This is a genomic window from Burkholderia sp. RF7-non_BP4, assembly GCF_001521935.1.
GTDB classification, from domain to species: domain Bacteria; phylum Pseudomonadota; class Gammaproteobacteria; order Burkholderiales; family Burkholderiaceae; genus Burkholderia; species Burkholderia diffusa.
The window spans coordinates 188,046-214,300 of sequence record NZ_LOTA01000025.1 but is presented as its reverse complement, the minus strand read 5'-3'; the positions used below and the strand labels follow the sequence as shown (position 1 = coordinate 214,300).

Here is a 26,255-nt window from a genome sequence, read left to right as displayed (position 1 = left end):
CAACGGCCTAGAGGAGCTCTAGCCATGCAAAACGATCCCGGCGGCCTTGCCGCGGTTCTCGCCAATCCGATCCTCAACACGGATTCGTACAAGGCTTCCCACTTCCTGCAATATCCGCCCGACGCGCAGGCGATGTTCTCGTACGTCGAGTCGCGCGGCGGCCGCTACGACCGCACGCTGTTCTTCGGCTTGCAGATGCTGCTGAAGGAATATCTGTGCCGGCCCGTCACGCACGCGATGATCGACGACGCCCGCGATTTCTTCGCGGTGCATGGCGAGCCGTTCAACGAGGACGGCTGGCGCCATATCGTCGAGCACTACGACGGTTACCTGCCCGTGAAGATTCGCGCGGTGCCCGAAGGTTCGATCGTGCCGGTGCACAACGTGCTGATGACCGTCGAATGCGACGACCCGAAGGTGTTCTGGCTCGCGTCGTATCTGGAGACGATGCTGCTGCGCGTGTGGTACCCGGTGACGGTCGCGACGCGCAGCTGGCACCTGCGGCAGACGATCCGCCGCTTTCTCGAGAAGACCGACGACGATCTCGCGCAGTTGCCGTTCAAGCTGCACGACTTCGGCGCGCGCGGCGTATCGAGCGCGGAATCGGCCGCGATCGGCGGCGCGGCGCATCTCGTGAGCTTCATGGGTTCGGACACGGTGCTCGGCGTGCTGGCCGCGAACCGCTTCTATCGCGAGCCGATGGCCGCGTATTCGGTGCCGGCGGCCGAGCACAGCACGATCACGTCGTGGGGGCGTGAGCACGAAGCCGATGCGTATCGCAACATGATCGCTCGCTTCGGTCTGCCCGGCGCGATCGTATCGGTCGTGTCGGACTCCTACGATCTGTTCGCCGCGCTCGAGATATGGGGCGGCGCGCTTCGGCAAGCCGTGATCGATTCGGGCGCGACGCTGGTCGTGCGTCCCGATTCGGGCGACCCCGTGGCGATCGTGCTGCAGACCGTGCGCGCGCTCGACGCATCGTTCGGTTCGTCCTTGAACGGCAAGGGACGGCGCGTGCTGAACCACGTGCGCGTGATCCAGGGCGACGGCATCGACGAGCTGTCGATCGACGCGATTCTCGCCGCGCTCGACGACGCGGGCTACGCGGCCGGCAACGTCGTGTTCGGGATGGGCGGTGCGCTGCTGCAGCAAGTCAATCGCGATACGCAGCGCTTCGCGATGAAGTGCTCGGCGATCCGGCGCGACGGCGTGTGGTGCGACGTGAGCAAGGATCCGGTCACCGATCCGGGCAAGCGCTCGAAGAGGGGGCGCCTCACGTTGCTGCGCAATCGGCGCACGGGAGAATACCGGACGGTGACGCTGCCGGTCGCGTGGGACGATCGCGCGCTCGAAGGCGAGTGGGACGATGCGCTCGAAACGGTGTTCGATACGGGGAGAATGCTGGCCGATACGACGTTCGCGGAGGTGCGGGCGAGGGCGCACGCGGCGGAAGTGTGACGGTGGCGGCGGGGCGTTCGTGCGTCCCGCCGCCTTCGATGGTCATCGGTCGCCGGCCAGTGTGCGGTCGCTGCGTTCCGCCGCACGCGTCGCGTCCATCGCCCGCGCCAGCGCATCGAACACCGCCGGCCCCTTGCAGCGCGACACGTTGAAGCGCATGAACGACGTCGCGCCGTGCGACGCGCTGAACACGTTGCCGGGCGCGAGCACCACATCGTGGTCGAGTGCATGACGCGCCACGCGCGCGGCATCGAGCCCGTCGGGCAGTTCCGCCCAGACGAACAGGCCGCCGCGCGGTTCGGTCCAGATCCCGAGCCCGGCGCGCGCGAGCCGCCGGATCGTTTCGCCCATCGCATCGGCCAGCTGCGCACGCAGGCCGTCGAGATGGCGCCGGTAGGTGCCGTCGACCAGCAGCCGGTGCACGACGTTCGCGCCGATCTGCGCGTTGCCGAACGACGTCGCGAGCTTCAGGTCGACGAGCGCGTCGATCCATTCGGGGCGCGCGGCGACATAGCCGCAGCGGATCGCGGCCGACAGCGTCTTCGAGAAGCTGCCGATCGACACGACGCGCGACAGCCCGTCGAACGCCGCAAGGCGCGGCGCGGGCGTGCTCTCGAAATCCGCAAAGATGTCGTCCTCGACGATCAGCAGGCCGTGCTCGGCCGCCAGCGTCAGCAGCCGGTGCGCGACCGGCGGCGCGAGCGTCGCGCCGGTCGGGTTGTGCAGCGCCGCGTTGGTGATGTACAGACGCGGCCGATGCTCGGCGAGCACCTGCTCGAAGCGTGCGAGATCGGGGCCGTTGGGCGTGAACGGCACGCTGACGATCCGCGCGCGATGCGCGCGCAGCAGCGCCTGGAAGTTGAAGTAGCACGGATCGTCGAGCACGACGGTGTCGCCCGGCTCCAGCAGCAGCCGGCACACGAGATCGAGCGCGTGCGTGCCGCCGTCGGTCAGCATGATCTGCGTGGGCTCCGCATGGACGCCGTGCTGCGCGAGCCGCCACGCCAGCTGCTGGCGCAACGCGGGCAGCCCGAGCGGCGTCGCGTAGTCGGTCAGCGCGTCGGGTTCGTCGCGCGACGCCGCGCGTAGCGCCCGTCGCAGGCTCTCGTCCGGCAGCCACGACGACGGCAGCCAGCCGCAGCCCGGCTTCACCGAGTTCGGCGCCGCCTCGAGCGCCTGGCGCGACAGCCACAGCGGATCGAGTTCGCGATCGAGGCGCGGGCCGAGTTCGGCGAGCGCGAGCGGCGGCGCGTGGCCCGACACGTAGAAGCCGGAGCCGCGCCGCGCGACGAGCACGCCTTCGCTCGCGAGCCGCTCGTACGCGTCGACGACGGTCGACTTCGACACGTGCAGGGCGTCGGCCATCATCCGGATCGACGGCACGCGCGCGCCGGGCATCAGCGCGCGGCTCGCGATTCTTGCACGCAGCGTGTCCATCACGGTTTCCACGCGCGTGCGCGACGGCGCGGGCGGGGCAGGGGCTTGCATGGAACGGCTCATGGCGAGGGGGAACTGTACGGTCGGTTGTCCAGTACAGTTTGTCCGGATTGTATTGGGCTGTAGCTTACGCGCTTTTCACGGGCGGCGGATCATCGGTCATCCACCTTGTTCCGATCAGGATTTTCCGTGCAAAAGACGACCGACGGATGGCTCAGCGGCCTGCTGGGCGTGATCATCTTCAGTGGCTCGCTGCCCGCGACGCGCGTCGCGGTGCAGGGGCTCGACCCGCTGTTCCTCACGTTCGCGCGCGCGACGATCGCCGGCGTGCTCGGCCTGATCCTGCTCGCCGCGCTGAGGCAGAAGCGGCCGACGCGTGCCGAGACCGCGTCGCTCGTCGTCGTCGCGCTCGGGGTCGTGGTCGGTTTTCCGTTGCTGACGGCGCTCGCGCTCAAGCACGTGACGTCCGCGCATGCGATCGTGTTCGTCGGGCTGCTGCCGCTCGCGACCGCGCTGTTCGGCGTCTGGCGGGGCGGCGAACGGCCGCGGCTGCCGTTCTGGATCTTCTCGCTGGTCGGCAGCGGTGCGGTGGCCGCGTTCGCGCTGCGCAACGGCGGAAGCGCGTCGGTGGTGGGCGATGCGCTGATGCTGGCCGCGATCGTTGCGTGCGGGCTCGGCTATGCGGAGGGCGCGCGCCTGTCGCGTCAGCTCGGTGGCTGGCAGGTGATCTCGTGGGCGCTCGTGCTGTCGCTGCCGGTGATGCTGCCGCTCGCGTGGTTCACGTGGCCCGCGACGTTCGACGGCGTCGACGCCGCCGCGCTGTGGGGGCTCGCGTACGTGTCGCTGTTCAGCATGCTGATCGGCTTCGTGTTCTGGTATCGCGGCTTGGCGCTCGGCGGGATCGCGGGCGTCGGCCAGCTTCAGTTGCTGCAGCCGTTCTTCGGTTTCCTGCTCGCGGCCGGGCTGCTGCACGAGACGGTGCCGCCGTCGATGCTCGCGGTGACGGTCGTGGTCGTTGGCTGCGTCGCGGGTGCGAAGTACTTCTCGAAGATGGCGCCCGTGCGGCGCGCAAGCTGATTCATGCGACCACAGTCGCGCGACGACGTGACGGGTGCGGCCCGTTCGCCGTCGCGCACGCGTGGCTTGCGGCTTATCCCATCACGACGTTCGCGAGCCGGAACTGATATGCGGTCGCGGTGGTGCCGCCGCCGCCGCCCGTCATCACGATGTCGGCGCTCTTGATCCCCAGCAGCGACAGTTCGGTGTTGATGTCGGACAGCACGGCCGAGTTCATCACCGCGCCCTGTTCGATCTGCGATGCCGTGCCGATCCACAGCGTCGGCTTGAACTCGAACACCGCTTTCTGCCCCGGCACGATGCCCGTCTTGTGCGCGAGCAGCCGGTTGTCCTTGAAGACCGACGCGGTGATCGCCCCCCGGCTCAGGTCGTTGCGCAGCTGGATCTCGCGCGACGTCGGCGCCGGGCCGGCCAGCGCCAGCACGTTGCCCGACGTCGCGCGCGACACGGTGAAAACCTGTCCGTTGTCCGCGCGCTTCTGCGGCATGTAGTTGCCGTCGGCATCGCTTGCGGAGACGGTCGTCAGCATCGGGAACACGAACGGATGGTTGTCGCCGCGCCCGCAGTTGGTGATCACCTTCCACGCGATCGCGAGCTCGTCGAAGTCCGTCGACACGTTCTTCTGGAAGATCACGATCTGGCTGTTGTTGACGTCGTTCGACAGGTTGACGAAGTTGAGATTGATGTCCATGAGTCACCTTGATTCGATTTGGAGAACTGATTGAAGGGGCGCCGGCCGTGCGTCGCCGGCGCACGGACCGTTACGCCATCACCACGTTTTCCAGCCGGAACGTGAACGGCATCGAGCGCGGGCCGGGACCGCCGCCGGTCATCACGATGTCGGCGCTCGCGATGCCGAGCAGCGACAGTTCCGTGTTGATGTCGGAGATCACCGCGGAATTCATCAGCGCGCCCTGTTCGATCTGCGACGCGACGCCGATCCAGATCGTCGGCTTGAACTGGAACACGGCCTTCTGGCCCGGCGCGACGGACGTCTTGCGCGCGAGCGCGCTGCCGTCCTTGTAGATCGTCGCGTTGATCGCGCCGGCCGGCAGGTCGTTGCGCACCTGCACCTCGGAGCTCGCGCCCGGGTCGCCGCCGAGCTGCAGCACGTCGCCCGAGCTGGAGCGCACGACCTGAAACACCTGGCCGTTCGCGGCGACCTGCTGCGGCATGTAGTTGCCCCAGCTGTCGCTCGCGCTCACGCTCATCGTCATCGGGAACTTGAACGGATGGTTGTCGCCCTGGCCGCAATTGCGGATCACCTTCCACGCGATCGCGAGTTCGTCGAAGTCGGTCGCCACGTTCTTCTGGAAGATCACGACGCTCGAGTTGTTCGCGTCGTTCGAGCGGTTGATCAGGTTCAGTTGGATATCCACGTCGTTGCTCCTTGAGTTTGAAAAAACGGCAGTCGGTCTGCCGCACACCTTTCCCGCCGGCCCGGCCGCGAAGCCGTGCCGTCAAGCCGGTTCAAGCCGTGTCGGGCGGCGCTACGCGCGCACGATGTGTTCGAGCGCGAACGCAAACGGCTGCGCGTCGGTGCCGGTGCCGCCGCCCGTCATCACGATGTCGGCCGCGGCGACGCCCGCCAGCGGCAGAAGCGTATTCGCGCTCGACATCACCGCCGCGTGCAGCGCGCGGCTTTCCTGTATCTGCGACGCCACGCCGATCCACAGCGTCGGCGTGAAGCGGAACACGGCCTTCTGCCCGGGCGCGACCGCTTCCTTCACCGCGATCAGCCGGCCCGCGCTGAACGCGTTCACGTTCACGGCGCCGCGCGGCAACCGGTTGACGACCTCGATGTCGCCGCCCGGCGCGTCGGCCGGGTCGGGCACGAGCCGGCCGCGTCCGGTCGGCTGCGCGTCGACCACGAAGCGCACGCCGGCGGGCGCCGCGACGCGCGGCGAGAAGTTGCCGTATTCGTCGCCGAGCGCGACGTCGATGTCGGTCGAGTAGTCGAATGGATGGAAGCAGTCGCGCCCGCAATAGCGGATCACCTTCCACGCGATCGCAAATGCGTCGAGATCGGGGATCACGTCGCGCTGGAACAGCACGACCTCGCTGTTGCCGCAGTCGTTCGAGCGATTGACGAAGCGGAGCTTGATGTTCATGACGTTTGCTCCTGATCGGACGTGCCGCGATCGTCGCGCAGCGTGCGATCGGCCCACTGCGCAAGCGCGGGCGCGACGCCGTTCGCGAGCGACGCGACGTGCAGCGCATGGGCGCGCGCCTGGGCCTGCAGGTCGCCCGCGAAGCGGCCGAGCGCCATCGCGGCATCGGCGGGGCCGCGCGTGCGGGCGAGATCGTCGAGGTATTGCGCGGCCGCGTCGGCCATCGCGCCCGCATGCTGCAGGTGGCTCTGCGTGAAGCGCGTCGCGAGATCGGCGTTCAGCGCCGCCAGCTCCTTGACCGCGGCGGCCGAGCTGCCGGGCGCGAACCGTTCGAGCTGGCTGCGCCACGACGCGTCGATCGCGGCCTGGCAGGCGTCGGAGTAACGGTGGCCGGCGAGCAGCGCGGTGTGCGCGAACGCGCGCCACGCGGGGCCGCCGGACGTGCCGCCGGCACCGGTCGTCTGCGCGGCGACCTTGCCGAACAGCTGGAGCGCGTCGGCGTGCGCGCGTTCCCATTGGGCGATGAACGTGGAGAACATGGCGATTCCTCGTGATGAAGGGGCGGTGACGGCGTGACGACGGCCGGTACGCGGATTACTGACGCGCGGCGCCGAGGCGCTGCACCATCCGCATCACGGCGGCCATCTGCGGCGCGTCGCGGCGGTAGAAGCCGGGGTTGAGCGGATCGGTGCTTGTATAGCCCCAGAAATCCCAGCAGCCGAGCGGATTGACGGCCGATTTCTCGACCTGCGGATAGAGCACGATCAGCCGGTTCGTGTCGGCGATCTCGTTGTAGCCGACGCCGCGAATCATCTTCTCGCCGACGGCCGCGACGTTCTGCACGCAGCCGTGGAACACCACGTGCACCGCGCAGGCCGTGCGCTCGCAGTCGGCCGGCACGTATGCGTAGCCCGTGTCGCCGAGCGACGCGCTGCGCCGCGGATCGAACGCGCGCTGATCGAACTTCAGCAGCTTGCCGCCTGCCTGGGCGGCCGGCGGATTGAGCGGCTTGTCGGGGGTGCCGTAGATCCAGCGCACGATGTCGTGTGCCTGCTCGAAGCCGCAGTTGTCGATATACGGGCTCGCGTTCGCACTGCATGCGTTGTCTTCGGGGCGGTTCGTGATGAACGCATGGCCGGCGTCCGGCGATTCGCGGTACTGAAGGTTCGCGGCCGGGACCTGTGCGAGCGTGTAGAAGCGCGCGGTCTGGTCGACGACGCGCGTCGACACCACCGTATCCTTCGCGCCGCTGAACACGTAGATGCGCTGAGCGCGCAGCGCGGCCGGATCATCGATCTCGCCGCGCTGCGCGAACATGCGCGCGGCGCGCCAGGCATCGGCCGCGGATGGCGCGGGACCGATCGGCTGCATGCACAGCGTGGTCGCGGCCACCGCCGGCGGGATCAGCGCGTTCACGCCCGCGCAGTAGAACGGGCCGCCCGCGACGATGCCCGCGCCGATCAGCCGGCTCGAGAACGCGACGTCGAACTGCGCGGCCATGAAGCCGCCGGACGACAGCCCCGACACCGACGTGTGCGAAAGGTCGGCGCCGTATGCGGGCAGCGGATCGGCGGGGGCGGCGACGGCGTGCGGCGCGACCGTCGCCACGGCGGCGACGGCGACGCATGCGGCGCCGAGCACGCGGCGCAGCGTGCGCGAAACGGTGAAATGCGGCGACGTCGTGCGGCCGGGCGAGCGAGTGATCTTCATGCAGGGCTCCTGTCGTGACGAGTAACGAACGTGAATGACGAATGACGAACGGCTGGAACGGATGCGGCAAGATTTCAGCGACGGTTTCAGCTTACGGGCAGCCGACGACACGCGAAATGGCGCGAACGACATGCGCGGCGACCCGTGACGTTCGGCCGGTGCGGTGTCCCGTCGCTCACGACAGAAACAGCGCGCGCTCGGCCCGGCGGCGCTTCGTGAGCCCGGCGAGCGGCTTGCCGCCGGCCTTGTTCCAGACGAGGAACTGGTCGGCCGCCCGCGCGCTGGCGCCGGCGTTCAGGTAGCGCAGCAGCGTGGACGAGCGCAGCCGTCCCGCGCCGAGATTGAAGACGAACGACATCAGCGCATCGAACTGCTGCTGCGTGACCGGCACGCGCAGCAGCTTGCGCAGGTTCAGCTCGGCGCCGCGCAGGTCGCGCCGCAACAGCGCCTCGGCTTCGGCCGGCGTGAGCGGTCGCGTGAAGCGCTCGTTTGGCAGGATCAGGTGCCCGTAGCCGATCGTCGGCTTGCCGACCGCGTCGAGATAGCGCGCGAGCCGCAGCCCCTCGAACTGCTTGATCAGCGCGATGCCTTGCTCACCGGTGTGTTCAGGCTGGTTCGCCATCGTCGTTCTCCTTGCTGCCCGGCCTTGCGCGCGGCACCAGGCGATGCGTGTATTCGTCGATCACGCGCATGATCGCTTCGGGCGGCGCCAGCGCCGCGAACTGCATTTCGATGTCGATGTGCTCGGTGTCGCGCTGCCGCGCGTTGCCCTGTGCGTCCTTCTTCCCGGAGCGCGGCGCGAACGTCACGTAGAAACGGCTGCGCTGGTCGTCGCCGCCCGCGACGCCGCCGGCCGGCAACGCCTCGGTGAAGTCGCCGCGCACGGTCAGGTGCACGACCATCCGGTCGAGCGCGAGCCCGCGCGGCGTGGCGAGCGCGACGAGCGGCACCGGCATCGTGTGCTCCGCGTCGAGCGCGACCGTGACCTCGCGTGGCGCGAGCAGGCCGTCGTCGCGCAGGTCGAAGAACTGGTCGAGCACGGCCGTGTACTGGTGCGCGAGCAGTTGGTTCGCGGCGGCCGCCGCGTGCTGCATCCCGCGCGCGATTTCGTCGAGCGCGATGCCGCGTGGCGGCGGGCGCTCGTCGTCGGCAGGCGTGCCGGGCGGCGCCGGTGGGGCCGGCGGAGCGGGAGGCACGCCGCCGGCGGACGCGCCGGGCACGGCGCCCGGTGCGTCGTGCGTGCCCGGCGCGGCCCCGGCCGGCGCACCGGAGACGTCGGGCGGCACGTGGCGCGCCGGATCGGCGGTTACCGCGGCCGGCGCGGCGGTGCCCGCGACCGTCCCGGCAGTGCCGGCCGCCGCATCGGCCGGCGGCGGGACCGGCCCGTCCGGTTCCCCTCGGGCGGTGCGGCTGCCCGGACGCGTATCTCCGTCGTCCCGCCCGCCGCCCGCGCGGCGAGACCGTCTGAAGAGCCTGAACATGGCCGGCCCGCGCGCTTACGCGTGCGCCGGCTGCTGGGCATCCGCACCGGCGCCGGCAGGCGCGGCCGCGCTACCGCCCGCGCCGGACGCATCGCCGACCAGCTTGCCGTCGGTCGGCGTCGCCGGCAGCGGCTTCACGGCCTTCGCGTTGCCTTCCGTGACGACCGGCTTGGTCGCGGCTTCGGTCAGGAAGTCGATCACGCGCATCAGCGCTTCGGGCGGCGACTGGCGCTTCACCTGCGTATGGATCGAATATTTCGCGCGCGTGTCGGTGCTGCGCGTCTGCTCCGCCTTGTGCGACACGCGCCCGGACACGCTGACGCTGATCGGCCCCCAGCCGAACTTCGCCTGGAATTCGCCGCCGGCCTCGGTCGACGACGACGACTTCTCCGATTGCGTGATCTCCATCTCGAAGTCGATCGTGCCTTCCTCGATCGCGATGATCGGATGGACGATCGCCGCGAGCAGCGGGATGCGCATCGTCTTCTGCACGACGCCCTTCGACACGCCGCTTTCGTCCACCAGCGTCTCGTCGTAGTCGAACTGGACGGCCACGGCCTTGCCGCCCTGGATGCAGACCTGCATCAGGAAATCCGCGTAGCTCTTCGCGGCCTGCGTCTGCGCGCTGATCATCGCCTTTAACGGGCCGGCGATCATTTGGTCCATGGGTAAAGCGTTAATCACTGAGCCGATGAAATTCGCGTCCATGAATAAACTCCTCTTCGTGTTGAAGACAACGGAAATTCGTTGTCTTTATTCACGTTAGGAAATTGAAGACGTTTACCAAATATGACGTCCGTCATGTCCGGCGGCCCTGGCCGGCCCGCGGCGGGCATCGGTATGCGCGGCGGGGCGGGGCGTGGATGAATTAGGCCATTCGTCACGGAGCGACGGGCCTAGTGCGCGGCGGGTAAAACAGCGGTAAAAAAAACGCCGGGTAGGGAAGCAAAAAAACCTAAACCGAGCATCCCGATTTCGAGGAAACCGCGCAATGAACGTTCTGATGATCGATAGCCCGCCGTTATTCGTCGCGGGTGTGGCGGACGTACTGTGTAAACGCGATGTCGACTGGCACGTATGGTCGGCCCGCCGTCCCGAGGACGTCTTGCGCTTGCGCGACGCGTTGCTGCCCGGGACGGTCGAGGCGATCACAATCGAATGCGGCGAGCAGGCCGCGCGGCCGAGCTGGCCGAGCGTGCTGAACGAGACGTTCGCCGGCGCGCCGTGGCTGTGCGTGGTGGCCGTCGTGTGCCGCCGCACGATTGCCGATGCGCTGCTGGCGGGGGCGGCCGGCATCATCGACCGGCACGCGAGCGCCGACGAGTTCGCGGACGCGCTCGGCCGGGTCGCCGCCGGCGCGATCTACGTGCCGCCGAACGACGGCGGCGCGACGCAGGCGCGCCCGGGCGGCGCGCCGGCCGGGGACGATCGCGCATTCGAGCGTCTGACGCCGCGCCAGCGCGAGGTGCTGCGGCTGCTGGCCGAAGGCAAGTCGAACAAGCAGATCTGCCGTGTACTGAATGTCGCGGAGGGCACGATCAAGAACCATCTGTATGCGCTGTTCCGCCAGATCGGCGTGAGCAACCGGACCGAGGCCGCATTGTGGCTCGCGCGCCACGTGCCGTCCGAGCCGGCGGCGTTCGCGTTCGCGCCCGTCTGCAGTTCGCCGGGGTGATGCGTGCGACGGACGCATCGGCCGGGCCGGCGTGCGAGCGCGCGGCGCCGCGAACGGCGCGCCAGCGCCGCGTCGCGCTACTGCCGGGGCGCGTCGGGCGGAAGCGGATCGTCCGCGGTCGATGGCGCGGGGTGGGCCGCGAGCATCGCGCGCGTGAATTCGGCGAGGCGCGCGCGCACGACCTCGGCGGACGCCGCGCCGTCGAGCGATTGCTGCAGATCGAGCAGGTTGGCCGCCAGTTCGCCCTGCCACTGCGCGCGTTCGCTGGCGGCGCGCGCGCGATTCGCGGCGAGCGCCGCGCCGACGTCGGTCGAGCGGTCGCCCTGCACCAGCGTCTCGAGCGTTTCGACGAGCCTTTGCAGCACGCGATGCACGGCCGTCGCCGAGAAGCCGCCGAGCATCGCGAGCGCCGGCCGTCCGAAGTTGTGCATGCTGCCCTGTGCGAACAGCTGCGCCGGCAGCATCTGGACGATGATCAGGCCGGCGATCACGCCGAGAATCAGCCGCGCGCCGTACGATGCGTCATATTTCGGATCGTAGGTCGACGCGGCGACGTAGTGGTGTGCCTGGAACAGCGTGGCGAACGACGCGCCGAGCCCCGCGCAGCACAGCAGGAACGTCGTGTTCCACAGCAGCTGCATGCCGTTGGATTGCAGGAAGCCACGCTCGATGTTCTCGCCCGACACGTGCGGCGACAGGCTCGTCAGCACGACCGCGAGCAGGAAGCCGAGCGCGGAGCCGGTCAGCAGCCGGATCAGCGGCACCGGGCCCAGCCACGCGAACGGATGCGCCTGGCGCCGGTGCATGTCGAGCAACGTGACGGCCTGCGGCGTCGCGGGCGCGACGAGCGTCGCGAGCTTGCGGTGGATCGCCGTGAGCGCCTGCTGCTGCGCGGGCGTCAGCGGCGTGGCGGGCGATGCGCCGGCCGACGGGGCGGCCGAGCCGGCGGCCGCGATCAGCGCCGCCAGCCGCGCGACGAGTTCGGGCTCGATCGGCAGCCCGTGATGGAGCGCATAGCGCGCCATCGCCTCGCATTCGTCGCACAGCTGCGCGGCAAGATCGTCCGGTGCGCGTGTCGGCTCCGGCATCGCCGGCCGCGCGCGCCAGCGTCCGAAGCGCGGGGCGCCCATGTCACGGTGCGCCGTCCGCGTCCGGCACGTCCACGTCGAACGCGTGGATCGCGACGCGTTCGCGGTCCGCGCTCGACAGGTGGCGCACGCACGGCGCTTCGGCGACGCGCTGCCAGTGTGTCCGCGCGCGGTCGACCGCGAACACGACGACCTCCTTGCGGAGGCGCCCGTCGTTGTGAGCGATGTATTGCAGCGAGTCGGGCACGTCGAACGCGCGATCGGTCGGATTCACGCCGTACGACAGCACGAAGTCGAGCACGAGCGCGCCGTCGTCGAGATGCGGCGGCTTGACGTCGTTGCCCGGATGCTGGCGCCATTTCAGGAAGTCGAGGCAGATGTCGATGCCGAACGGCGGCGCGTCGCCGAGCCGGTTGTCGAAGCTGTCCGACAGGCGCGGCCCCTGGTATGGCGACGACGGCGGCGCCTCGGCCGTTGCGCTTTGCGGCGATACGTCGCTCGTCTTCAGCACCTCCACCAGCGTGCCGTCGCCGAGCCGAAACGTATGGGTGAACGGCGTGTCGAGCGCGTCGACCGATTCGCCGTAGTCGATCCACGACGTGTGCCGCTTCGGCCAGATCGCCGCGCGGCGCGATGCGTCGTCATCGCCGTCGCCGTCTTCGTCGCGCGCGAGCGGCGGCAGGAAATTGGTCGTCGCGAACGTGAAATTCAGCGACACGTACGGCCCGACGAGCGGGCCGTCATCGGGCACGTTGGCCGCCGTCTCGTGTTTGACGAGCATCGCGACGGTGCCGGGCAGGAACACGATCGGCCCGTACCGATGCACCGGAAAGCGTTCGGCGACGGCGCCGATCGCGCGCCGTACGGGGTCGAGCTGCAGGTCGACCAGCGCATGGAGTTCGTCGACGTCGTGCAGCGCGTCCCACGGCACGTTCCAGTAGAACTCGGGCGCGGTGACGAACGTGACGCAGCGCGCATCGTCATCTTTCGCGTCGCGGCGGACGGCTTCGAACGCGCTCGACAGCGCACCGCTCAGGTGATTGAGCGCGACCCGCTGCACGCGTGCAGCATACGCGTCGAGTGCTTCGTCGGGCGCGCGCAAGGGCTTGCAGTCGCACGCGTGGCGCACGGAAACGATTCGGACTGCTTGTTTCATGATGGCTTCCTCTTCCTCGATGACGGCGGTGCAGCGCTTCGGGTCGCGTCGCCTTGGCTTCACACGGACGTGATGTCGGTGATCCAGAACCACGGGTTCGCGTACGGCCCGTCGACGACCTTGGCGACGGTTTGTCCGGGGCCCGGGTCGAGCGTGCCGGGCACCCAGGTTTCGTAATGGATCGGCGAGAAGTACAGGCGGCCGAACACGTAGTCGAACGCGATGCGCGCGCGATTGCCGCCGCGAAACAGTGCGTTCGTGCCCGCCGTGTATTCGACGTAGCCGGTCGTTTGCGTGCCGCCGCCGCGACCGTTCGAATTCGCCTTGAACGTGCGTGCATAGCGTTCGTACAGCTTCGCGCGCTCGGTGAGCCCGTCGAACGGGTCCGTCTGCGTGCCGTACGTGAAGGTCGGCAGATAGCGGGGCACGTTCTGGTGGATCTGCCGCATCGCGCCGAGCACGTCGCCGCCGATATGGCGCCCGGGCGGACCGCGATCGACGACGCGCGCGGACGTCGCGATCTCGGACATCAGCGCCCGCAGCTCGGGCGGCGCGTCGAGCCGCGCGAACGGAATCACGTACATCGGCAGTGCGCAGCCGGTCTGCTGCTTGCCCGCGCGTGGCGTATCGCCGGCATTCGCGATCAGGCCCAGTACGAACGTTTCCCAGCGCAGCGACGTGTTGAAGTCGAGTCCAGACATGAATGGCTCCTTCGTCTGCATCAGGACGGGTCGCCGAGCGGGAAACCCTTCGCCGCCCAATTGTTGAAGCAGGCCGTGCGATCGTCGTTCGGCGCATAGGTCGCGAGCGTGCCGTCGAGCAGGCCGGCGATCGCATGCTCGGTGCGCGCGAAGCGCAGCGCCTCGGACAACGCGATCACGAGCCGCGTGAGGTCGGGCTTGAACGGTGCGGGTTTCGACGCGTCCGCAGGCTTGAGCTTCGACAGCGTCCACACGGCCTGATGGAGGTTGCTCGGATTGATCGTCGGCAACGGGTCGGTCGCGTAGCCGAGCCAGCCGTACGAACCGTCGCCGCCGAGCGTTGCCGCACCGGCCGGCGTGCCGCCCGGAAACGGCCGGATGTCGAACACGAAGGCGGTGCCGCCTTGGCTGACGAAGCCGAGCGTGTACAGCGACGCGTCGACGGCGGGCCCGTTCTTCGCGGCTTGCCACGCGAGGTTCAGCAGCAGCGACACGCGCGGCGCGCCGGTGTCGTCGCCGATCACGACGTCGACGGCTTGCCGCGTCGCGCGCGTGCCGTTCTGGCGGATCGCGTCGCGCAGCGCCGTGAGGTCGTCCTGATAGTCACTGCCGGTGGTGAGTCGAAGTCGCACGATGTTCGCTCCTGTCGATGATCCGGCGTCGCTCGGCCGTCGAGACGGCGCGCGGGTTGAAGCGAATGCGCTGCCGTGCGGCCACTGTGCGCGGCGCGCGGCGGGCGAACAATGCGGCGGAAGTCATGGTCCGGCGCGTGACCGAACACCCGGGAAGCGGGTGTCGGATGCGGTCGACGCAGGCGACGAAGGGGCGAGGCGACTGCGTGTGGAGGATCGGCAACGTCGGCGGCGCGCTTCGTGCGTTGCCGGACAGCATGAGCGCAGCGCGCCGAAAAACAAAACGGCCAGGCATGCCGGTCGCGGCAAGCCTGGCCGTTGGCGTCCGGTTCGTCGAACGCGGCGCGAATGCGCGTGTTACTCGAACGTTTCGAGCGCAAGCAGTTCGTCGATCGTCTGCCGGCGGCGGATCAGCCGCGGCGTGCCGCGATCGACGAGCACTTCCGGCGCGAGCGGCCGGCTGTTGTAGTTCGAGGACATCGATGCGCCGTATGCGCCCGCGTCGTGCAGGAACAGCAGGTCGCCGATCTGCGGCTGCGGGAGCTTGCGGTGCGTGACCACACCGCCCGCGTCCTGCGTGAACACGTCGCCGGACTCGCACAGCGGCCCTGCGATCGCGATGTCGACGAGCGGCCGGCCGGCGGGCAGCGCGCCGTCGTGCGCGTGCACGGACACCGCGTGGTAGCTGCCGTACATCGACGGACGCATCAGGTCGTTGAAGCCCGCGTCGATCAGCACGAAGTCGTGCTTCGGCCGGCGGTTCACGGCCTGCACTTCGGTGACGAGCGTGCCGGCTTCCGCGACGAGGAAGCGGCCCGGTTCGATCTCGATGCGCACCGCGTGGCCGAGATGCCGTTCGATCCGCTTGCGCGCGGCGTCCCACTGGCTGAAGTAGTGGCCGACGTCGACGCGCGGCTCGCCGTCGCGATACGGAATCGACAGCCCGCCGCCGGCGGAGATCGCTTCGATGTCGTGGCCGAGCGACGTGACGAGGTCGACCATTGCGTCGCACACCTGCGACAGATGGCCGTAGTCGACGCCCGAGCCGATATGCATGTGGATGCCGACCAGCTTCAGCCCGTACTGGCGCACGATCTCGATCGCGCGCGGCACGTCGTCGATCCAGATGCCGTGCTTGCTTTGCGGGCCGCCGGTGTTGGTCTTGTTGCTGTGGCCGTGGCCGAAGCCGGGATTCACGCGCAGCCATACGCGATGGCCGGGCGCATGCTCGCCGACGCGCGCGAGCATGTCGAGCGAGCCGGCGTTCACGGTCACGCCGTGCTTGAGCACGGCCGCGAGCGTCGGGCGGTCGATCAGGTCGGCCGTGAACACGACGCCTTCCGGTTCGCCTGCCGGACTGAATCCGGCCGCGAGGCTGCGCTCGATCTCGCCGAGCGACACGGCGTCGACGCACGCGCCTTCGTCGCGCATCAGCTTCAGGATATGCAGGTTCGAGTTCGCCTTCTGCGCATAGCGGATCACGTCGAACTGGCGCAGTTGGGCGATGCGATCGCGGATGACGTCGGCGTCGTACACCCACAGCGGGGTGCCGTATTGCTGCGCGAGCGCCGCGAGCTGGCGGGAATCGAGGGACATGGCGGAAGAATCGGATCGATTGAACGGATAGCGTGAATGATGCGCCTGAACGGCTATACAGTAAAATGCCTGTTTATCAAGATTCGATTCATTTCTGATATAGACGATCATGCTCACACACCGGCACATCGAGGTCTTCCGCGCGCTGATGGTCACCGGCAGCACGACGCGCGCGGCCGAGATGCTCTATACGTCGCAGCCGACGATCAGCCGCGAGCTCGCGCGCATGGAGCAGGTGATCGGTTTCGCGCTGTTCGAGCGCTCGCACGGGCGGCTGCGGCCGACGATGGCCGCGCTCACGCTGTTCGACGACGTGCGGCTCGCGTATGTGGGGCTCGAGCGCGTCGCGGCGACGGCCGCGCGGCTGCGCGAGTTTCGCGACGGGCAGTTGTCGGTGATCGCGCTGCCGGCGTTTTCGCACGCGATCCTGCCCGGCGCCTGCCGGCGTTTCCATGACGCGCATGCGGGCGTCAGCGTGTCGGTCGCGACGCAGGAGTCGCCGGTGCTCGAGGAGTGGCTGACCGCGCAGCGCTACGATCTCGGGCTGACCGAACACGACATCGCGCCGGCCGGCACGGTCCTCACGCCGTTGCTCGAAGTCGACGAGGTATGCGTGCTGCCGGACGGCCATCCGCTGCTTGCGCAACCGGCGATCGATCTCGCGGATCTCGCCGATCGCCCGTTCGTGAGCCTGTCGCTGAACGACCCGTACCGGATCCTGATCGACGAGGCGTTCGCGCAGCTCGGCGTCGCGCCGCGTTCCGTCATCGAGACGCCGTCGGCCGTGTCGGTGTGCGCGTTCGTGCGGCAGGGGCTCGGCGCCGCGATCGTCAACCCGCTGACCGCGCTCGATTTCGTCGGGCGCGACCTGCACGTGCGGCCGCTCACGCGCTCGTTTCCGTATCGCGTCAGCGTGATCGTGCCGGAGCACCGGCCGAAGAGCCTGCTCGTCGACGCATTCGCCGAAGCGCTGCGCGGCGAAGCGCACGCGATTCGCCAACGGCTCGCCGCGCTGCCCGTATGATGGGCGTTTCGCTGCGCGCTGGGTCGGCCTCCTCGTCATCTTCATGGAAACGCAACCCGTCATGACCGACGCTTCCTCTTCCCTCGAACTCGAACAACCGACGCTCGCCGGCGAGCGCATCGTACTGCGGCCGCTCGAGGCTTCCGACCGGCAGGCGTTGCTCGATGCGGCGGCGGACGGCCGGTTGTGGAATCTGAAGGTCACGGTCGTGCCGGGCGAGGATACTGTCGACGCCTACATCGACACGGCGCTGCAAGGTCGCGCGGCCGGCACCGTGATGCCGTTCGTGATCGTCGATCGGGCGTCGGGCCGCGCGATCGGCAGCACGCGTTTCTGGAAGATCGACCGCAAGAATCGCAAGCTCGAGATCGGTCACACGTGGCTGAGCGAATCGGCGCAGCGCACGCGCGCGAATACCGAGTCGAAATGGCTGCTGCTCTCGTACGCGTTCGACATGCTGCACTGCGTGCGCGTGCAGTTCACGACCGACGAACTGAACGAGAAGTCACGCGCGGCGATTCTGCGGCTCGGCGCGAAGCAGGAAGGGATCGTGCGACACGAGCGGATCATGCCCGACGGCCGCAAGCGCAATTCGGTGCGCTTCAGCATCATCGACGACGAATGGCCGGACGTGCGCGAGCGGTTGCGGGCGAAGCTCGCGACTTGACGCGAACCGGGTGCCGCTGGCGTCGCGCCGCCGGAGGGGGCGGCGACGCGACGAGGGGGAAGCGGGGCGCCGCGCGCGATGCGCGGCGGGGCATCGCGTTACTGCGCCGATGCGAGGTGGTGACGCTGCGCAAGCTTCTGCGCGTCCGCGTAGTGCGCCTGCAGGATCGGCAGCGCCTGACGTGCGACTTCCTTCAGCTTCGTGTCGCGGCCCGAAGCGATTTCAGCCTGGAATGCCGAGATCGTCTTTTGCTGGCCGGCGAGCGCGACCTGCTCGATGTATGCCTTGTCGAATTCCGCGCCGCGCAGGTTCTTGATGCTGTCCAGCACGGCCGTGTCGGGATCGTTGGCCGGCACGTCGACGCCGCGCGGGCTGGCCGCGCGCATCGCCTGGATGATCTTCTCGTCGTCGGTCGACACGCGCTGCGCGAACGCCTTCACCTGGCTGTCCGACGTGCGCGAATTGGCGATGCGCGCGGCGTCGTGCTGCGTCGACACGGTCTTCGTGCCGTCGGTGATGAAAGCCTGGTCGGCTTCGTGGATGCGCGTTTGCGTGGCGGCGGCCGGTGCGGACGGCGCCGGCTGCGCGGTTTGCGCGGTCGCCGTCACGGCGACGAGAAGCAGGCCAGCGGCAGACAGTGCAAGGCGCGAGATGTGGGGAAAGCGGTTCATGGGACCTCCTTTCTATCGGGGCTCTGATTAACGGGCGGATCGGATGATCCGCAGCTGTGCGAGAGACCGGGCGCGCCCGGGCCGGATTCGATGGCCGCTCTGCCGCGGCGGCGTTCGAAGTGTTTCCCGGCCCGACTGATTCTAGGAGAGCGCTCGGGTAGCAGGTGCAACCGCGCTGTGGTTTGTGTAACGGATGGTAAGACGAATCGATGTGGGCGCGAGCGGGCAGGTAGGGCGTACCTGTCGCGCGCATCGTGGCGGCAATTTTTGCGTGCGCGTGTCATCGGCGTTTCATCGTCTTGCGCAGGAAACGCGTCGATTATTTCGCGACGAGATACGTCGAATCGAATGCGCGATGCGCGCTGCGTCCTCACACGCGATCGAGCAATGCGTCGAGACGCGGCAGCAACGGCGTCGCGCAATGCGCCTGCAACGCATCGGCGGCCGTGTAACCCCATGCGACGCCCTGGAAGGCGATCCGCGCGCGGCGCGCCGCGTCGGCGTCGCGGATTTCGTCGCCGACATACAGCACGTCGTCGGGCTGCATGCCGGCTTCGCGCACGAGCGCGCGCAGCCGGCGCGCCTTGCCGAACAGCGGAATGCCGCACGCGAACGTATCGACGCATCGGCTCGCGTGCGGGCCGAGCCGGTCGCGCACGATGTCCTCGCTGTTCGACGTCGCGATCGCGATGCGGATGCCGCGCGCGGCGAGCGCGTCGAAGGTCGCGTCGACGCCGGGGAACAGCTTCACGTGCGCGATGCGCGGCCGCATCAGCCGGCGCATGTCGAGCGTCACGCGCGGCACTTTCCACATCGGCACCTCGAGCGCGCGGATGATCTCGCGCGCCGACATGCCGCGCAGCGCCGGACGCAGTTCGGGTGTCGCGTCGCGAAAGCCGTGCATGCGCGACGCTTCCGTCAGCGCCGCGAGAAAGCAGTCGAGCGAATCGGCGAGCGTGCCGTCGAAGTCGAACGCGATGAGTCGATAGGGCATGAAGCGATGCGGCGAGTTCATTGAGCCGGTGACGATATCACCGAATCGAGCCGGATGTGCCCGGGGCGACGCGGGATGGTCGAGCAGACGCCGGGGGTGTCGCGCGGCTGGGTCGTCACCAACGAGGGGATGCACGGTTACGGCTGCGCATGCCTTGACCTGGAAATCGACCCGCGCACCCGCGAGGTGACGCGGATCGTGGTGGCCCGGCCGCTCCCGTTGAAGCGCTGCAAGACCGATCGGGCGTTGCCGGCTTCATAAGCGGCGGCGGGGACGGAGGCGGGATTGGCACTACGCGTAATGGTAGCGGCAGGACACGATGCTGATCTGAAGATCGTCCGCTTCATAGACCAGACGGTTCGTATCGTCGATGCGGCGCGACCAGAACCCGGACAGATTGGCCTTCAGCGGCTCAGGTTTGCCGATGCCTTCGAACGGCGTCCGTTGGGCTTCGCGAATGAGCTGGTTGATGCGCTTGAGTGTCTTGCGGTCCTGCCCTTGCCAATAAACGTAGTCGTCCCATGCGTCGGAAGTAAAGAGCACGCGGCGTACGCTCATTCATCGTCCCCCGCCAGCTTGTGCTCTTTCGTCTTGCCCTTGCGCAGTTGCGCGATCGAGCGTTCGAGATGAGCGACGTTGGCCGGGGAGCGGAGCAGATGAACTGTCTCCATCAGGCTGTCGTAGTATTCCTGCGACATGATGACTGCGTTCGGCGCGTCGCGACGAGTGATGAGCGTCACGTCAGCGTCGTCGACAACCTGATCGATGACCGTCTTCAGATTGCCGCGGGCATCCGAAAAGTGAATGGTGCGCATGATTTTCTCAACTTGTACTTGAAATTGTACAAGTATAACATGGGCGCATTTTTTGTACGGATTGTTGTACATGTCGGCTCGGCGTCGCTTGTCGCCCACCCCGCACCGCGCTATCGTTGCTGCTCCGCCCCCGCCCTGACCGGAGAGCCGACGTGCCCGCAGCCACTCCCGCCACGCTGAGATTTTCCACCGACAAGCGCGAACTCGACATCGACGCGATCTTCGATTTCCTGCATCGCGATGCGTACTGGTCGCAGGGGATTCCGCGCGATGTCGTCGAGCGCGCGATCGACGGCTCGCTGTGCTTCGGCGCGTATGTGGACGACCGGCTCGTCGGGTTCGCGCGGCTCGTGACCGACCACGCGACGTTCGCGTACCTGTGCGACGTGTTCGTCTTGCCGGCCGACCGCGGCAACGGCTATGGCCGCGCGCTGATCGACCACGTATTCGCGCAGCCGATGGTGCGGAGCCTGCGCCGCATCATGCTCGTGACGACCGACGCGCACGAACTGTACCGGCCGGTCGGCTTCGGGCCGTCCGCGAATCCCGAGCGGCTGATGGAGATTCGCCGTCCCGACATCTACGCGAAACGCTGACGCGCGGCGAGCGCATACAATACGCGCTTTCGTTTTTGCCGAAGGGAAGCAGATCATGACCGAACAGGAAGCTGAACAGCTCGCCACGCATCGTCACTACAAGGGCGGGCTGTATCGCTACATCGGCGTCGCCCGTCATTCCGAAACCGAGGAATCGGTGGTGGTGTACGAGCATCTGTGGCCGCATGCGCGCGGCCTGTGGGTGCGGCCGGAAGCGATGTTCAACGAGAACCTGCCGGACGGCACCCCGCGCTTTCGCAAGCTGCGCGACTGAATCGTGACAGGGGGCGGGAGACGGGCGCGCCGCCGTGCAATCGCAAGCGGCACGCGCGTCGCCGTTCCGCCGGCGTTACGCGCCGGCCAGCGCCTTCGACAATTCGGGCGGCGCGTGCGCGACCGTCACCTCCGGCGTGCCATGCCACACCGCCAGCCGTTTCACGGCCTTCGCGACGTCGGCCGCGAGCCCCGTGCCGAACCGCACGCCCGGCTCGACATGCACCGCCTTCAATTCGAACGTGCCGAGCGCGCGATGCGCTTTCGCGTCGACGCGCCCGATCAGCCGGCCGCGATGCAGCACCGGCAGGCAGAAATAGCCGTAGCGCCGCTTGTGCGCGGGCGTATAGCACTCGATCGTGTAGTCGAACCCGAATAGCGTCGACGCGCGCCGCCGGTCCCATACCACCGGATCGAACGGCGACAGCAGCGTCGTGACGGTCGAGCGCAGCGTATCGTCCGCGGCGGCCGGCAGCAGCGCCTCGAGCGAGCGATGCACGTAGGCGGGCTCCTTCCAGTCCGCGATCTCCACCGGAATCAGCTCGCCCGCCTCCGCGAGCCGCTCGAGCTCCGCGCGGTACGAACGGCGCGGCAGCCGGTAGTAATCGGCCACCCAGTCCGCGCGCACGATGCCGAGCGCGCGGCACGTGTAGTCGAGCAGCGCGGGCAGCACCGCGTCGCGCGGCGGCAGGTCGCGCGCATCGTCCCAGTCGGGCAGCACGCGCTCGCGCACGTCGTAGATCCGCTGAAAGTTGCGGCGTTCCGACACCATCAGGTCGCCGGTCGTGAACAGCACTTCCAGGTGTTTTTTCTCGGGCTTGCGGTCCCACCATCCGTTGCCCTTCGCGCCGTCTTCGCGAATGAAATCCGCCGACCGCACCGGCCCTTCGTCGCGAATCCGCGCGAGCATGCGGTCGATGTCCGCGCGATTCTGCTCGTGCCATTCGGCCGCGTATTTCCAGCCCATTCCCGACGGATCGAGCATCTTGTAGCGCATCAGCCCGAATTGCTCGATCGGCAGGAAGCACGCCTCGTGCGACCAGTATTCGAACAGGCGCGCCTCGGCGAGATGTTCGTCGAGCCATTGCGGGGCGAAGTCGCCGAGGCGGCTGAACAGCACGAGATACGGGCTGCGCGCGACGACGTGAATGGTATCGATCTGCAACTGCGCCATTCGGCGGATCGTGTCGAGCACGTCGGCCTTGGTGGCCTTGCGGCGGGGCGGGGTCAGCAGGCCCTGCGCGGCGAGATGCAGCGCGCGGGCGGCGGCGGGCGAGAGCGTAAGCATCGGAACGGCGGCTGAGGGTGGCGGTCGGGCACCACTTTAGCGCGAAAGCGGCGCACGTGTGCGATGCATGCATGCAACGCGTCTGACAATGGTTGACAGATGCGCGGCGCGACTTTCCCTATAGTGCAGTCATGGCGCGACGAAATGTGCGCGCAACGATTCGGCTTCCGACGCACATATGTCAATGGCACGCAGGAAGCAGATCCGGGATTCTCAACCCCCAACGAGAGACCCGGAGCCCTGAGCGGACATCCATGCGGCTGTGCACCGGCCCCGTGTGGATGTCCGCTGATTTTTTTTGTTTTCCGGCTCTTCCGCCGCCTGCCTTTCCCTCTCCAGCCAGCAAGTTCATTGCCGCTTGCCGCGCGCGACTTCATCGCCGGCGCCAGGCGGCAGCCGTCGCGTGATCGGAATCGACGCGAACGAACACAGCCCGACCACGACGAACGCGGGCCAGAAATCCGACCACACCATCGTCTGATGCCCCTGCAGCCAGTGCGACACGTGCAGCACCAGGCCGGCGACCGTCACGCCGAGCCCGAGCGACATCTGCTGCACGACACTGCCGAGGCTCGTCGCGCGGCCTGCATCGGCCTGCGAAATATCCGCGTAGATCATCGAATTCAGGCTCGTGAACTGCAGCGCGGGGAAGATGCCGCCGACCAGCACGATCGTCCAGATCGCCCAGGTCGCCATGCCCGGATGGAACACGCCGTAGGCGGCGATCGCGAGCCCGGCGAACGCGGCGTTGTAGATCAGCACCGTGCGAAAGCCGAAGCGGCGCAGCGTATGGGTGGCCGTCGAGCGGCTCACCGCGCCGCCGAGCGCGGATGCGCAGGTGATCAGCCCGGAGTGGAACGCGCTCATCCCGAGGCCTTCCTGGAGCGCGAGCGGCAGCAGGAACGGCACCGCGCCGAGGCCGATGCGGAACAGCGACCCGCCGACCACGCTCGCGTGGTAGGTCGGGATCTTCAGGAAGCTGAGGTCGAGCACCGGACGCGTCTTGCGGCGCGCGTACGGCACGTAGAGCGCGAGCATTGCCGCGCCGGCCGCGCACATCAGGAGCGCGTTGCCGCGCGACGTGAGCGAGCCGTCGATCAGCGTGAGGCCCATCAGCAGCAGCGCGGCGCCGCTCGCCGACAGCAGGAATCCGAACCAGTCGAGCGGGCCGGGATCGGCCTCGTGCGTGTTCGCGATGTGCTTGCTCGCGAGGTAGATCCCGTAGATGCCGATCGGCACGTTGATGAAGAAGATCATCCGCCAGTGCAGGTAGGTCGTGATGAAGCCGCCGACGAGCGGCCCGAGCGTCGGCCCGAACAGCGCGGGAATCGCGAGGTAGTTCATCGCGCGCACGAGATCGGAGCGCGGCACCGCGCGGAAGATGATGATCCGGCCGACCGGCACCATCATCGCGCCGCCGACGCCCTGCACGAAGCGCGCGAACGTCAGCACGCCGAGCGAGTTGGAGGCTGCGCACATCAGCGAGCCGGCGACGAAGATGCCGATCGCGGTGCGGAAGACGGAGCGCGCGCTGAAGCGGTCGGCAAGCCATCCGCAGATCGGGATGAATACGCCGAGGCCGACCACGTAGGACGTGATCGCAATGTTCAGTGTGACGGGATTGTGCCCGAAGTCCCTCGCCATCGCGGGCAGTGCGGTGACGATGATGTTCGCGTCGACGCTTTCCATGAACAACGCACAGGCAACGATGAGCGGTGCTAGAAAGACGGGCGACATGGGCAGGGCGCGCGGTAAAGGCGCCATTATGCCCACAATGTGGTCGTTGCGTCACGCCTGACAACGGTTGTTCCGCATGTTGCAACAGTCGTTCCTGTTACCGCGTGTGAAAGAAGGGACGACTGCGATGCCGGATGCGATTCGTGACATGACACATGACGCGCGCCCGCGGTGGCCGCCGCGAAACTTGCGTGCGATGCGCGTTTCGTGCGACAGTCGGAACTCATCTGCGTAATACAACGACGCGCATCGATCGACGGCCATCGAGACGAGCGCACGCGCGAACGAGACCCCTGCCGAACCATTCGTCATCGAAAGGAGGGGACACGTCATGACGCCACGTCGTGCCGCATCGAACGCATCGCATCCTGCCTCGCATCCGCCCGTTCCCGCGCCGCGTCTGCGCTGGGCCGCCGTCCTCGCCGTCGCTTACCTCGCCGTCGCCGGTTGCGCGGCGCAGGCCGACAGCGCAAATCAGGCCGCGTTGCAGGCGGGCAGCCAGTCCGCCGCGCCCGCCACGGCGACGCTCGCGAGCCCGGCTTCGGGCACGCTGCTGCCGCCACCGAGCCAGCTCTACGGCGACCTGTTCGTCGCGGTGCAGACGGCGCAAATCTATCCCGACCAGAAGACCTTCGTCGACGCGACGCCCAACACCGATCCGGCGACGATCGTACAGTTGTATCAGCAACAGAAGTCGCAGCCGGGCTTCTCGCTGAAGGCGTTCGTCGACCAGCACTTCACGCCGCCGCCGGAAGGCGGGGTCACGCCGCCCGCGAACCAGACGCTGCGCCAGCACATCGACTGGCTGTGGCCGCAGCTCACGCGCACCAGCACGACGGTGCCGCCGTACAGCTCGCTGATCGCGATGCCGAAGCCGTACGTGGTGCCGGGCGGCCGATTCCGCGAAGGCTACTACTGGGATACCTATTTCACGATGCTCGGGCTGCAGGTGTCGGGGCGCGAGGATCTCGTCGACGACATGCTCGACAACTTCGCGTATCTGATCGACACGATCGGCCACATCCCGAACGGCAACCGCACGTATTACGCGAGCCGCTCGCAGCCGCCGTTCTTCGCCTACATGGTCACGCTCGCCGCGCAGGCCGAAGGCGACAAGGTCTACCAGAAATACCTGCCGGCGCTGCGCAAGGAGCATGCGTACTGGATGCAGGGCGAAACCACGACGCCGCGCGGGCAGGCGGCGCGCAACGTGGTCGCGATGCCGGACGGCGCGGTGCTGAACCGCTACTGGGACGCGAGCGACACGCCGCGCGACGAGTCGTATCTCGAGGACGTGACGACCGCGAAGGCGGTGCCGAATCGTCCCGCGAACGAGGTGTACCGCGACCTGCGCGCGGGCGCCGAAAGCGGCTGGGACTACAGCTCGCGCTGGTTCGGCGACGGCAAGACGCTCGCGACGATCCGCACGACGTCGATCGTGCCGGTCGACCTGAACAGCCTGATGTTCCATCTCGAGACGACGATCGTGAAGGGCTGCGCGGTCACGCGCGACATCGCGTGCGTGGCGGATTTTTCCGGACGGGCGGCGCGGCGCGCGGCGGCGATCAACCACTATCTGTGGAATCGCCGCGGCTATTACGGCGACTACGACTGGCAGTTGCGCAAGCCGCGCGACGGCGTGACGGCCGCTGCGCTGTATCCGCTGTTCGCGGGCGTCGCATGGCCGGAGCGTGCGAAGGCGACCGCGCGCGAGGTGCGCAAGACGCTGCTGCAACCGGGCGGCCTCGCGACGACGACCGAGAACACCGGCCAGCAATGGGACGCGCCGAACGGCTGGGCGCCGCTGCAGTGGATCGCGATCGACGGGCTGCGCCGCTACGGCGAACCGGCGCTCGCGAAGGACATCGGCACGCGCTTCCTGGCCGACGTGAAGCATGTGTATGCGACCGAAGGCAAGCTCGTCGAGAAGTACGTGGTCGAAGGGGCCGGCGCGGGCGGTGGCGGTGGCGGCGAATATCCGCTGCAGGACGGCTTCGGCTGGACCAACGGCGTCACGCTGAAACTGCTCGGGCTGTATGGCGAGTGACGGGCCGCATGCGTTGCAGGC

At 68.2% G+C, this 26,255-nt stretch carries 29 protein-coding genes; 9 read left to right on the top strand and 20 right to left on the bottom strand.

Annotated elements, in window-relative coordinates:
- Positions 1 to 24 precede the first annotated feature (24 nt).
- Complete coding sequence (locus WS49_RS09260) at positions 25 to 1,458, top strand: nicotinate phosphoribosyltransferase (RefSeq protein ID WP_059526840.1); 1,434 nt, start codon at positions 25 to 27, stop codon at positions 1,456 to 1,458.
- 42 nt (positions 1,459 to 1,500) lie between these two features.
- Here the strand turns inward: WS49_RS09260 and WS49_RS09255 are convergent, their stop codons facing one another.
- Positions 1,501 to 2,958 carry an aminotransferase-like domain-containing protein gene (locus WS49_RS09255; protein WP_059526837.1) on the bottom strand — a complete coding sequence of 486 codons (1,458 nt, stop codon included), beginning with the start codon at positions 2,956 to 2,958 and terminating at the stop codon, positions 1,501 to 1,503.
- 126 nt (positions 2,959 to 3,084) lie between these two features.
- On the opposite strand from WS49_RS09255, the gene WS49_RS09250 reads away from it, so the two are divergent.
- The gene (locus WS49_RS09250; protein ID WP_059526834.1) at positions 3,085 to 3,972 is read left to right on the top strand and encodes a DMT family transporter; all 888 of its coding nucleotides are present in this window, start codon (positions 3,085 to 3,087) and stop codon (positions 3,970 to 3,972) included.
- Positions 3,973 to 4,045: 73 nt separating this feature from the next.
- Here WS49_RS09250 and WS49_RS09245 read toward each other — a convergent pair whose 3' ends face one another.
- The 8 genes from WS49_RS09245 to WS49_RS09210 form a co-directional block, all read right to left on the bottom strand.
- Positions 4,046 to 4,663, bottom strand: a complete 618-nt coding sequence (locus WS49_RS09245) for a hypothetical protein (RefSeq protein WP_059526832.1) — start codon at positions 4,661 to 4,663, stop codon at positions 4,046 to 4,048.
- 70 nt (positions 4,664 to 4,733) lie between these two features.
- Positions 4,734 to 5,351 carry a hypothetical protein gene (locus WS49_RS09240; protein WP_059526829.1) on the bottom strand — a complete coding sequence of 206 codons (618 nt, stop codon included), beginning with the start codon at positions 5,349 to 5,351 and terminating at the stop codon, positions 4,734 to 4,736.
- 111 nt (positions 5,352 to 5,462) lie between these two features.
- Positions 5,463 to 6,083: a hypothetical protein gene (locus WS49_RS09235; protein ID WP_059526826.1), complete on the bottom strand. Its 621-nt coding sequence runs from the start codon at positions 6,081 to 6,083 to the stop codon at positions 5,463 to 5,465.
- A complete protein-coding gene (locus WS49_RS09230; RefSeq protein ID WP_059526824.1) occupies positions 6,080 to 6,622 on the bottom strand; it encodes a hypothetical protein in 543 nt (180 codons plus the stop codon). Before WS49_RS09230 ends, WS49_RS09235 begins: the two co-directional genes overlap by 4 nt.
- A gap of 55 nt (positions 6,623 to 6,677) precedes the next feature.
- Positions 6,678 to 7,793 (bottom strand): extracellular catalytic domain type 2 short-chain-length polyhydroxyalkanoate depolymerase, encoded by a 1,116-nt coding sequence (locus WS49_RS09225; RefSeq protein WP_059526820.1) that lies wholly within the window; start codon positions 7,791 to 7,793, stop codon positions 6,678 to 6,680.
- 175 nt (positions 7,794 to 7,968) lie between these two features.
- Entirely contained in the window at positions 7,969 to 8,415 is a 447-nt protein-coding gene (locus tag WS49_RS09220; protein ID WP_059449501.1) for a lysozyme, read from the bottom strand.
- Complete coding sequence (locus WS49_RS09215) at positions 8,399 to 9,079, bottom strand: DUF2589 domain-containing protein (RefSeq protein WP_257127675.1); 681 nt, start codon at positions 9,077 to 9,079, stop codon at positions 8,399 to 8,401. Before WS49_RS09215 ends, WS49_RS09220 begins: the two co-directional genes overlap by 17 nt.
- 210 nt (positions 9,080 to 9,289) lie before the next feature.
- A complete protein-coding gene (locus tag WS49_RS09210) occupies positions 9,290 to 9,982 on the bottom strand; it encodes a DUF2589 domain-containing protein (RefSeq protein WP_059526817.1) in 693 nt (230 codons plus the stop codon).
- 283 nt (positions 9,983 to 10,265) lie between these two features.
- Here WS49_RS09210 and WS49_RS09205 point away from each other — a divergent pair, with 283 nt between their 5' ends.
- Positions 10,266 to 10,949, top strand: a complete 684-nt coding sequence (locus tag WS49_RS09205) for a helix-turn-helix transcriptional regulator (protein ID WP_059526814.1) — start codon at positions 10,266 to 10,268, stop codon at positions 10,947 to 10,949.
- 77 nt (positions 10,950 to 11,026) lie between these two features.
- Here the strand turns inward: WS49_RS09205 and WS49_RS09200 are convergent, their stop codons facing one another.
- From WS49_RS09200 to lysA, 5 genes are all read right to left on the bottom strand, one after another.
- The gene (locus tag WS49_RS09200; protein WP_156441368.1) at positions 11,027 to 12,079 is read right to left on the bottom strand and encodes a hypothetical protein; all 1,053 of its coding nucleotides are present in this window, start codon (positions 12,077 to 12,079) and stop codon (positions 11,027 to 11,029) included.
- Position 12,080: 1 nt separating this feature from the next.
- Complete coding sequence (locus WS49_RS09195; RefSeq protein ID WP_059526811.1) at positions 12,081 to 13,193, bottom strand: hypothetical protein; 1,113 nt, start codon at positions 13,191 to 13,193, stop codon at positions 12,081 to 12,083.
- A 59-nt stretch (positions 13,194 to 13,252) separates the two neighbouring features.
- A complete protein-coding gene (locus WS49_RS09190) occupies positions 13,253 to 13,894 on the bottom strand; it encodes a hypothetical protein (protein ID WP_059527227.1) in 642 nt (213 codons plus the stop codon).
- Positions 13,895 to 13,914: 20 nt separating this feature from the next.
- A complete protein-coding gene (locus WS49_RS09185; RefSeq protein WP_059526808.1) occupies positions 13,915 to 14,526 on the bottom strand; it encodes a ribosome-inactivating family protein in 612 nt (203 codons plus the stop codon).
- A 357-nt stretch (positions 14,527 to 14,883) separates the two neighbouring features.
- Positions 14,884 to 16,179 carry a diaminopimelate decarboxylase gene (gene lysA / locus WS49_RS09180; protein ID WP_257127680.1) on the bottom strand — a complete coding sequence of 432 codons (1,296 nt, stop codon included), beginning with the start codon at positions 16,177 to 16,179 and terminating at the stop codon, positions 14,884 to 14,886.
- A 52-nt stretch (positions 16,180 to 16,231) separates the two neighbouring features.
- Between lysA and WS49_RS09175 the strand changes: the two genes are divergently transcribed.
- Together WS49_RS09175 and WS49_RS09170 are read left to right on the top strand one after the other, a co-directional pair.
- On the top strand, positions 16,232 to 17,146 hold the full coding sequence (locus WS49_RS09175) for a LysR family transcriptional regulator (protein ID WP_059526802.1): 915 nt from the start codon (positions 16,232 to 16,234) through the stop codon (positions 17,144 to 17,146).
- A gap of 61 nt (positions 17,147 to 17,207) precedes the next feature.
- Complete coding sequence (locus tag WS49_RS09170; RefSeq protein WP_059527224.1) at positions 17,208 to 17,813, top strand: GNAT family N-acetyltransferase; 606 nt, start codon at positions 17,208 to 17,210, stop codon at positions 17,811 to 17,813.
- A 98-nt stretch (positions 17,814 to 17,911) separates the two neighbouring features.
- Here the strand turns inward: WS49_RS09170 and WS49_RS09165 are convergent, their stop codons facing one another.
- Positions 17,912 to 18,484 (bottom strand): DUF4142 domain-containing protein, encoded by a 573-nt coding sequence (locus tag WS49_RS09165; protein ID WP_059526798.1) that lies wholly within the window; start codon positions 18,482 to 18,484, stop codon positions 17,912 to 17,914.
- Between the two features lie 370 nt (positions 18,485 to 18,854).
- Positions 18,855 to 19,478: an HAD hydrolase-like protein gene (locus WS49_RS09160; protein ID WP_059527221.1), complete on the bottom strand. Its 624-nt coding sequence runs from the start codon at positions 19,476 to 19,478 to the stop codon at positions 18,855 to 18,857.
- Positions 19,479 to 19,553: 75 nt separating this feature from the next.
- Between WS49_RS09160 and WS49_RS09155 the strand changes: the two genes are divergently transcribed.
- Positions 19,554 to 19,739, top strand: a complete 186-nt coding sequence (locus WS49_RS09155; protein ID WP_059526795.1) for a DUF4087 domain-containing protein — start codon at positions 19,554 to 19,556, stop codon at positions 19,737 to 19,739.
- 30 nt (positions 19,740 to 19,769) lie between these two features.
- Here WS49_RS09155 and WS49_RS09150 read toward each other — a convergent pair whose 3' ends face one another.
- Positions 19,770 to 20,036 carry a Txe/YoeB family addiction module toxin gene (locus WS49_RS09150; protein ID WP_012366508.1) on the bottom strand — a complete coding sequence of 89 codons (267 nt, stop codon included), beginning with the start codon at positions 20,034 to 20,036 and terminating at the stop codon, positions 19,770 to 19,772.
- Positions 20,033 to 20,293, bottom strand: a complete 261-nt coding sequence (locus tag WS49_RS09145; RefSeq protein WP_059526792.1) for a type II toxin-antitoxin system Phd/YefM family antitoxin — start codon at positions 20,291 to 20,293, stop codon at positions 20,033 to 20,035. The genes WS49_RS09150 and WS49_RS09145 overlap by 4 nt, the downstream gene beginning before the upstream one ends.
- Before the next feature lie 152 nt (positions 20,294 to 20,445).
- Between WS49_RS09145 and WS49_RS09140 the strand changes: the two genes are divergently transcribed.
- A complete protein-coding gene (locus WS49_RS09140) occupies positions 20,446 to 20,889 on the top strand; it encodes a GNAT family N-acetyltransferase (protein ID WP_059526789.1) in 444 nt (147 codons plus the stop codon).
- Between the two features lie 55 nt (positions 20,890 to 20,944).
- Positions 20,945 to 21,163: a DUF1653 domain-containing protein gene (locus tag WS49_RS09135; RefSeq protein WP_006751720.1), complete on the top strand. Its 219-nt coding sequence runs from the start codon at positions 20,945 to 20,947 to the stop codon at positions 21,161 to 21,163.
- Between the two features lie 75 nt (positions 21,164 to 21,238).
- Here the strand turns inward: WS49_RS09135 and WS49_RS09130 are convergent, their stop codons facing one another.
- Both WS49_RS09130 and WS49_RS09125 read right to left on the bottom strand, forming a co-directional pair.
- A complete protein-coding gene (locus WS49_RS09130) occupies positions 21,239 to 22,450 on the bottom strand; it encodes a winged helix-turn-helix domain-containing protein (protein WP_059526786.1) in 1,212 nt (403 codons plus the stop codon).
- Positions 22,451 to 22,798: 348 nt separating this feature from the next.
- Entirely contained in the window at positions 22,799 to 24,187 is a 1,389-nt protein-coding gene (locus WS49_RS09125) for an MFS transporter (protein WP_059526783.1), read from the bottom strand.
- A 331-nt stretch (positions 24,188 to 24,518) separates the two neighbouring features.
- Between WS49_RS09125 and treA the strand changes: the two genes are divergently transcribed.
- Positions 24,519 to 26,234, top strand: a complete 1,716-nt coding sequence (treA, locus tag WS49_RS09120) for an alpha,alpha-trehalase TreA (RefSeq protein WP_059526780.1) — start codon at positions 24,519 to 24,521, stop codon at positions 26,232 to 26,234.
- Positions 26,235 to 26,255 lie beyond the last annotated feature (21 nt).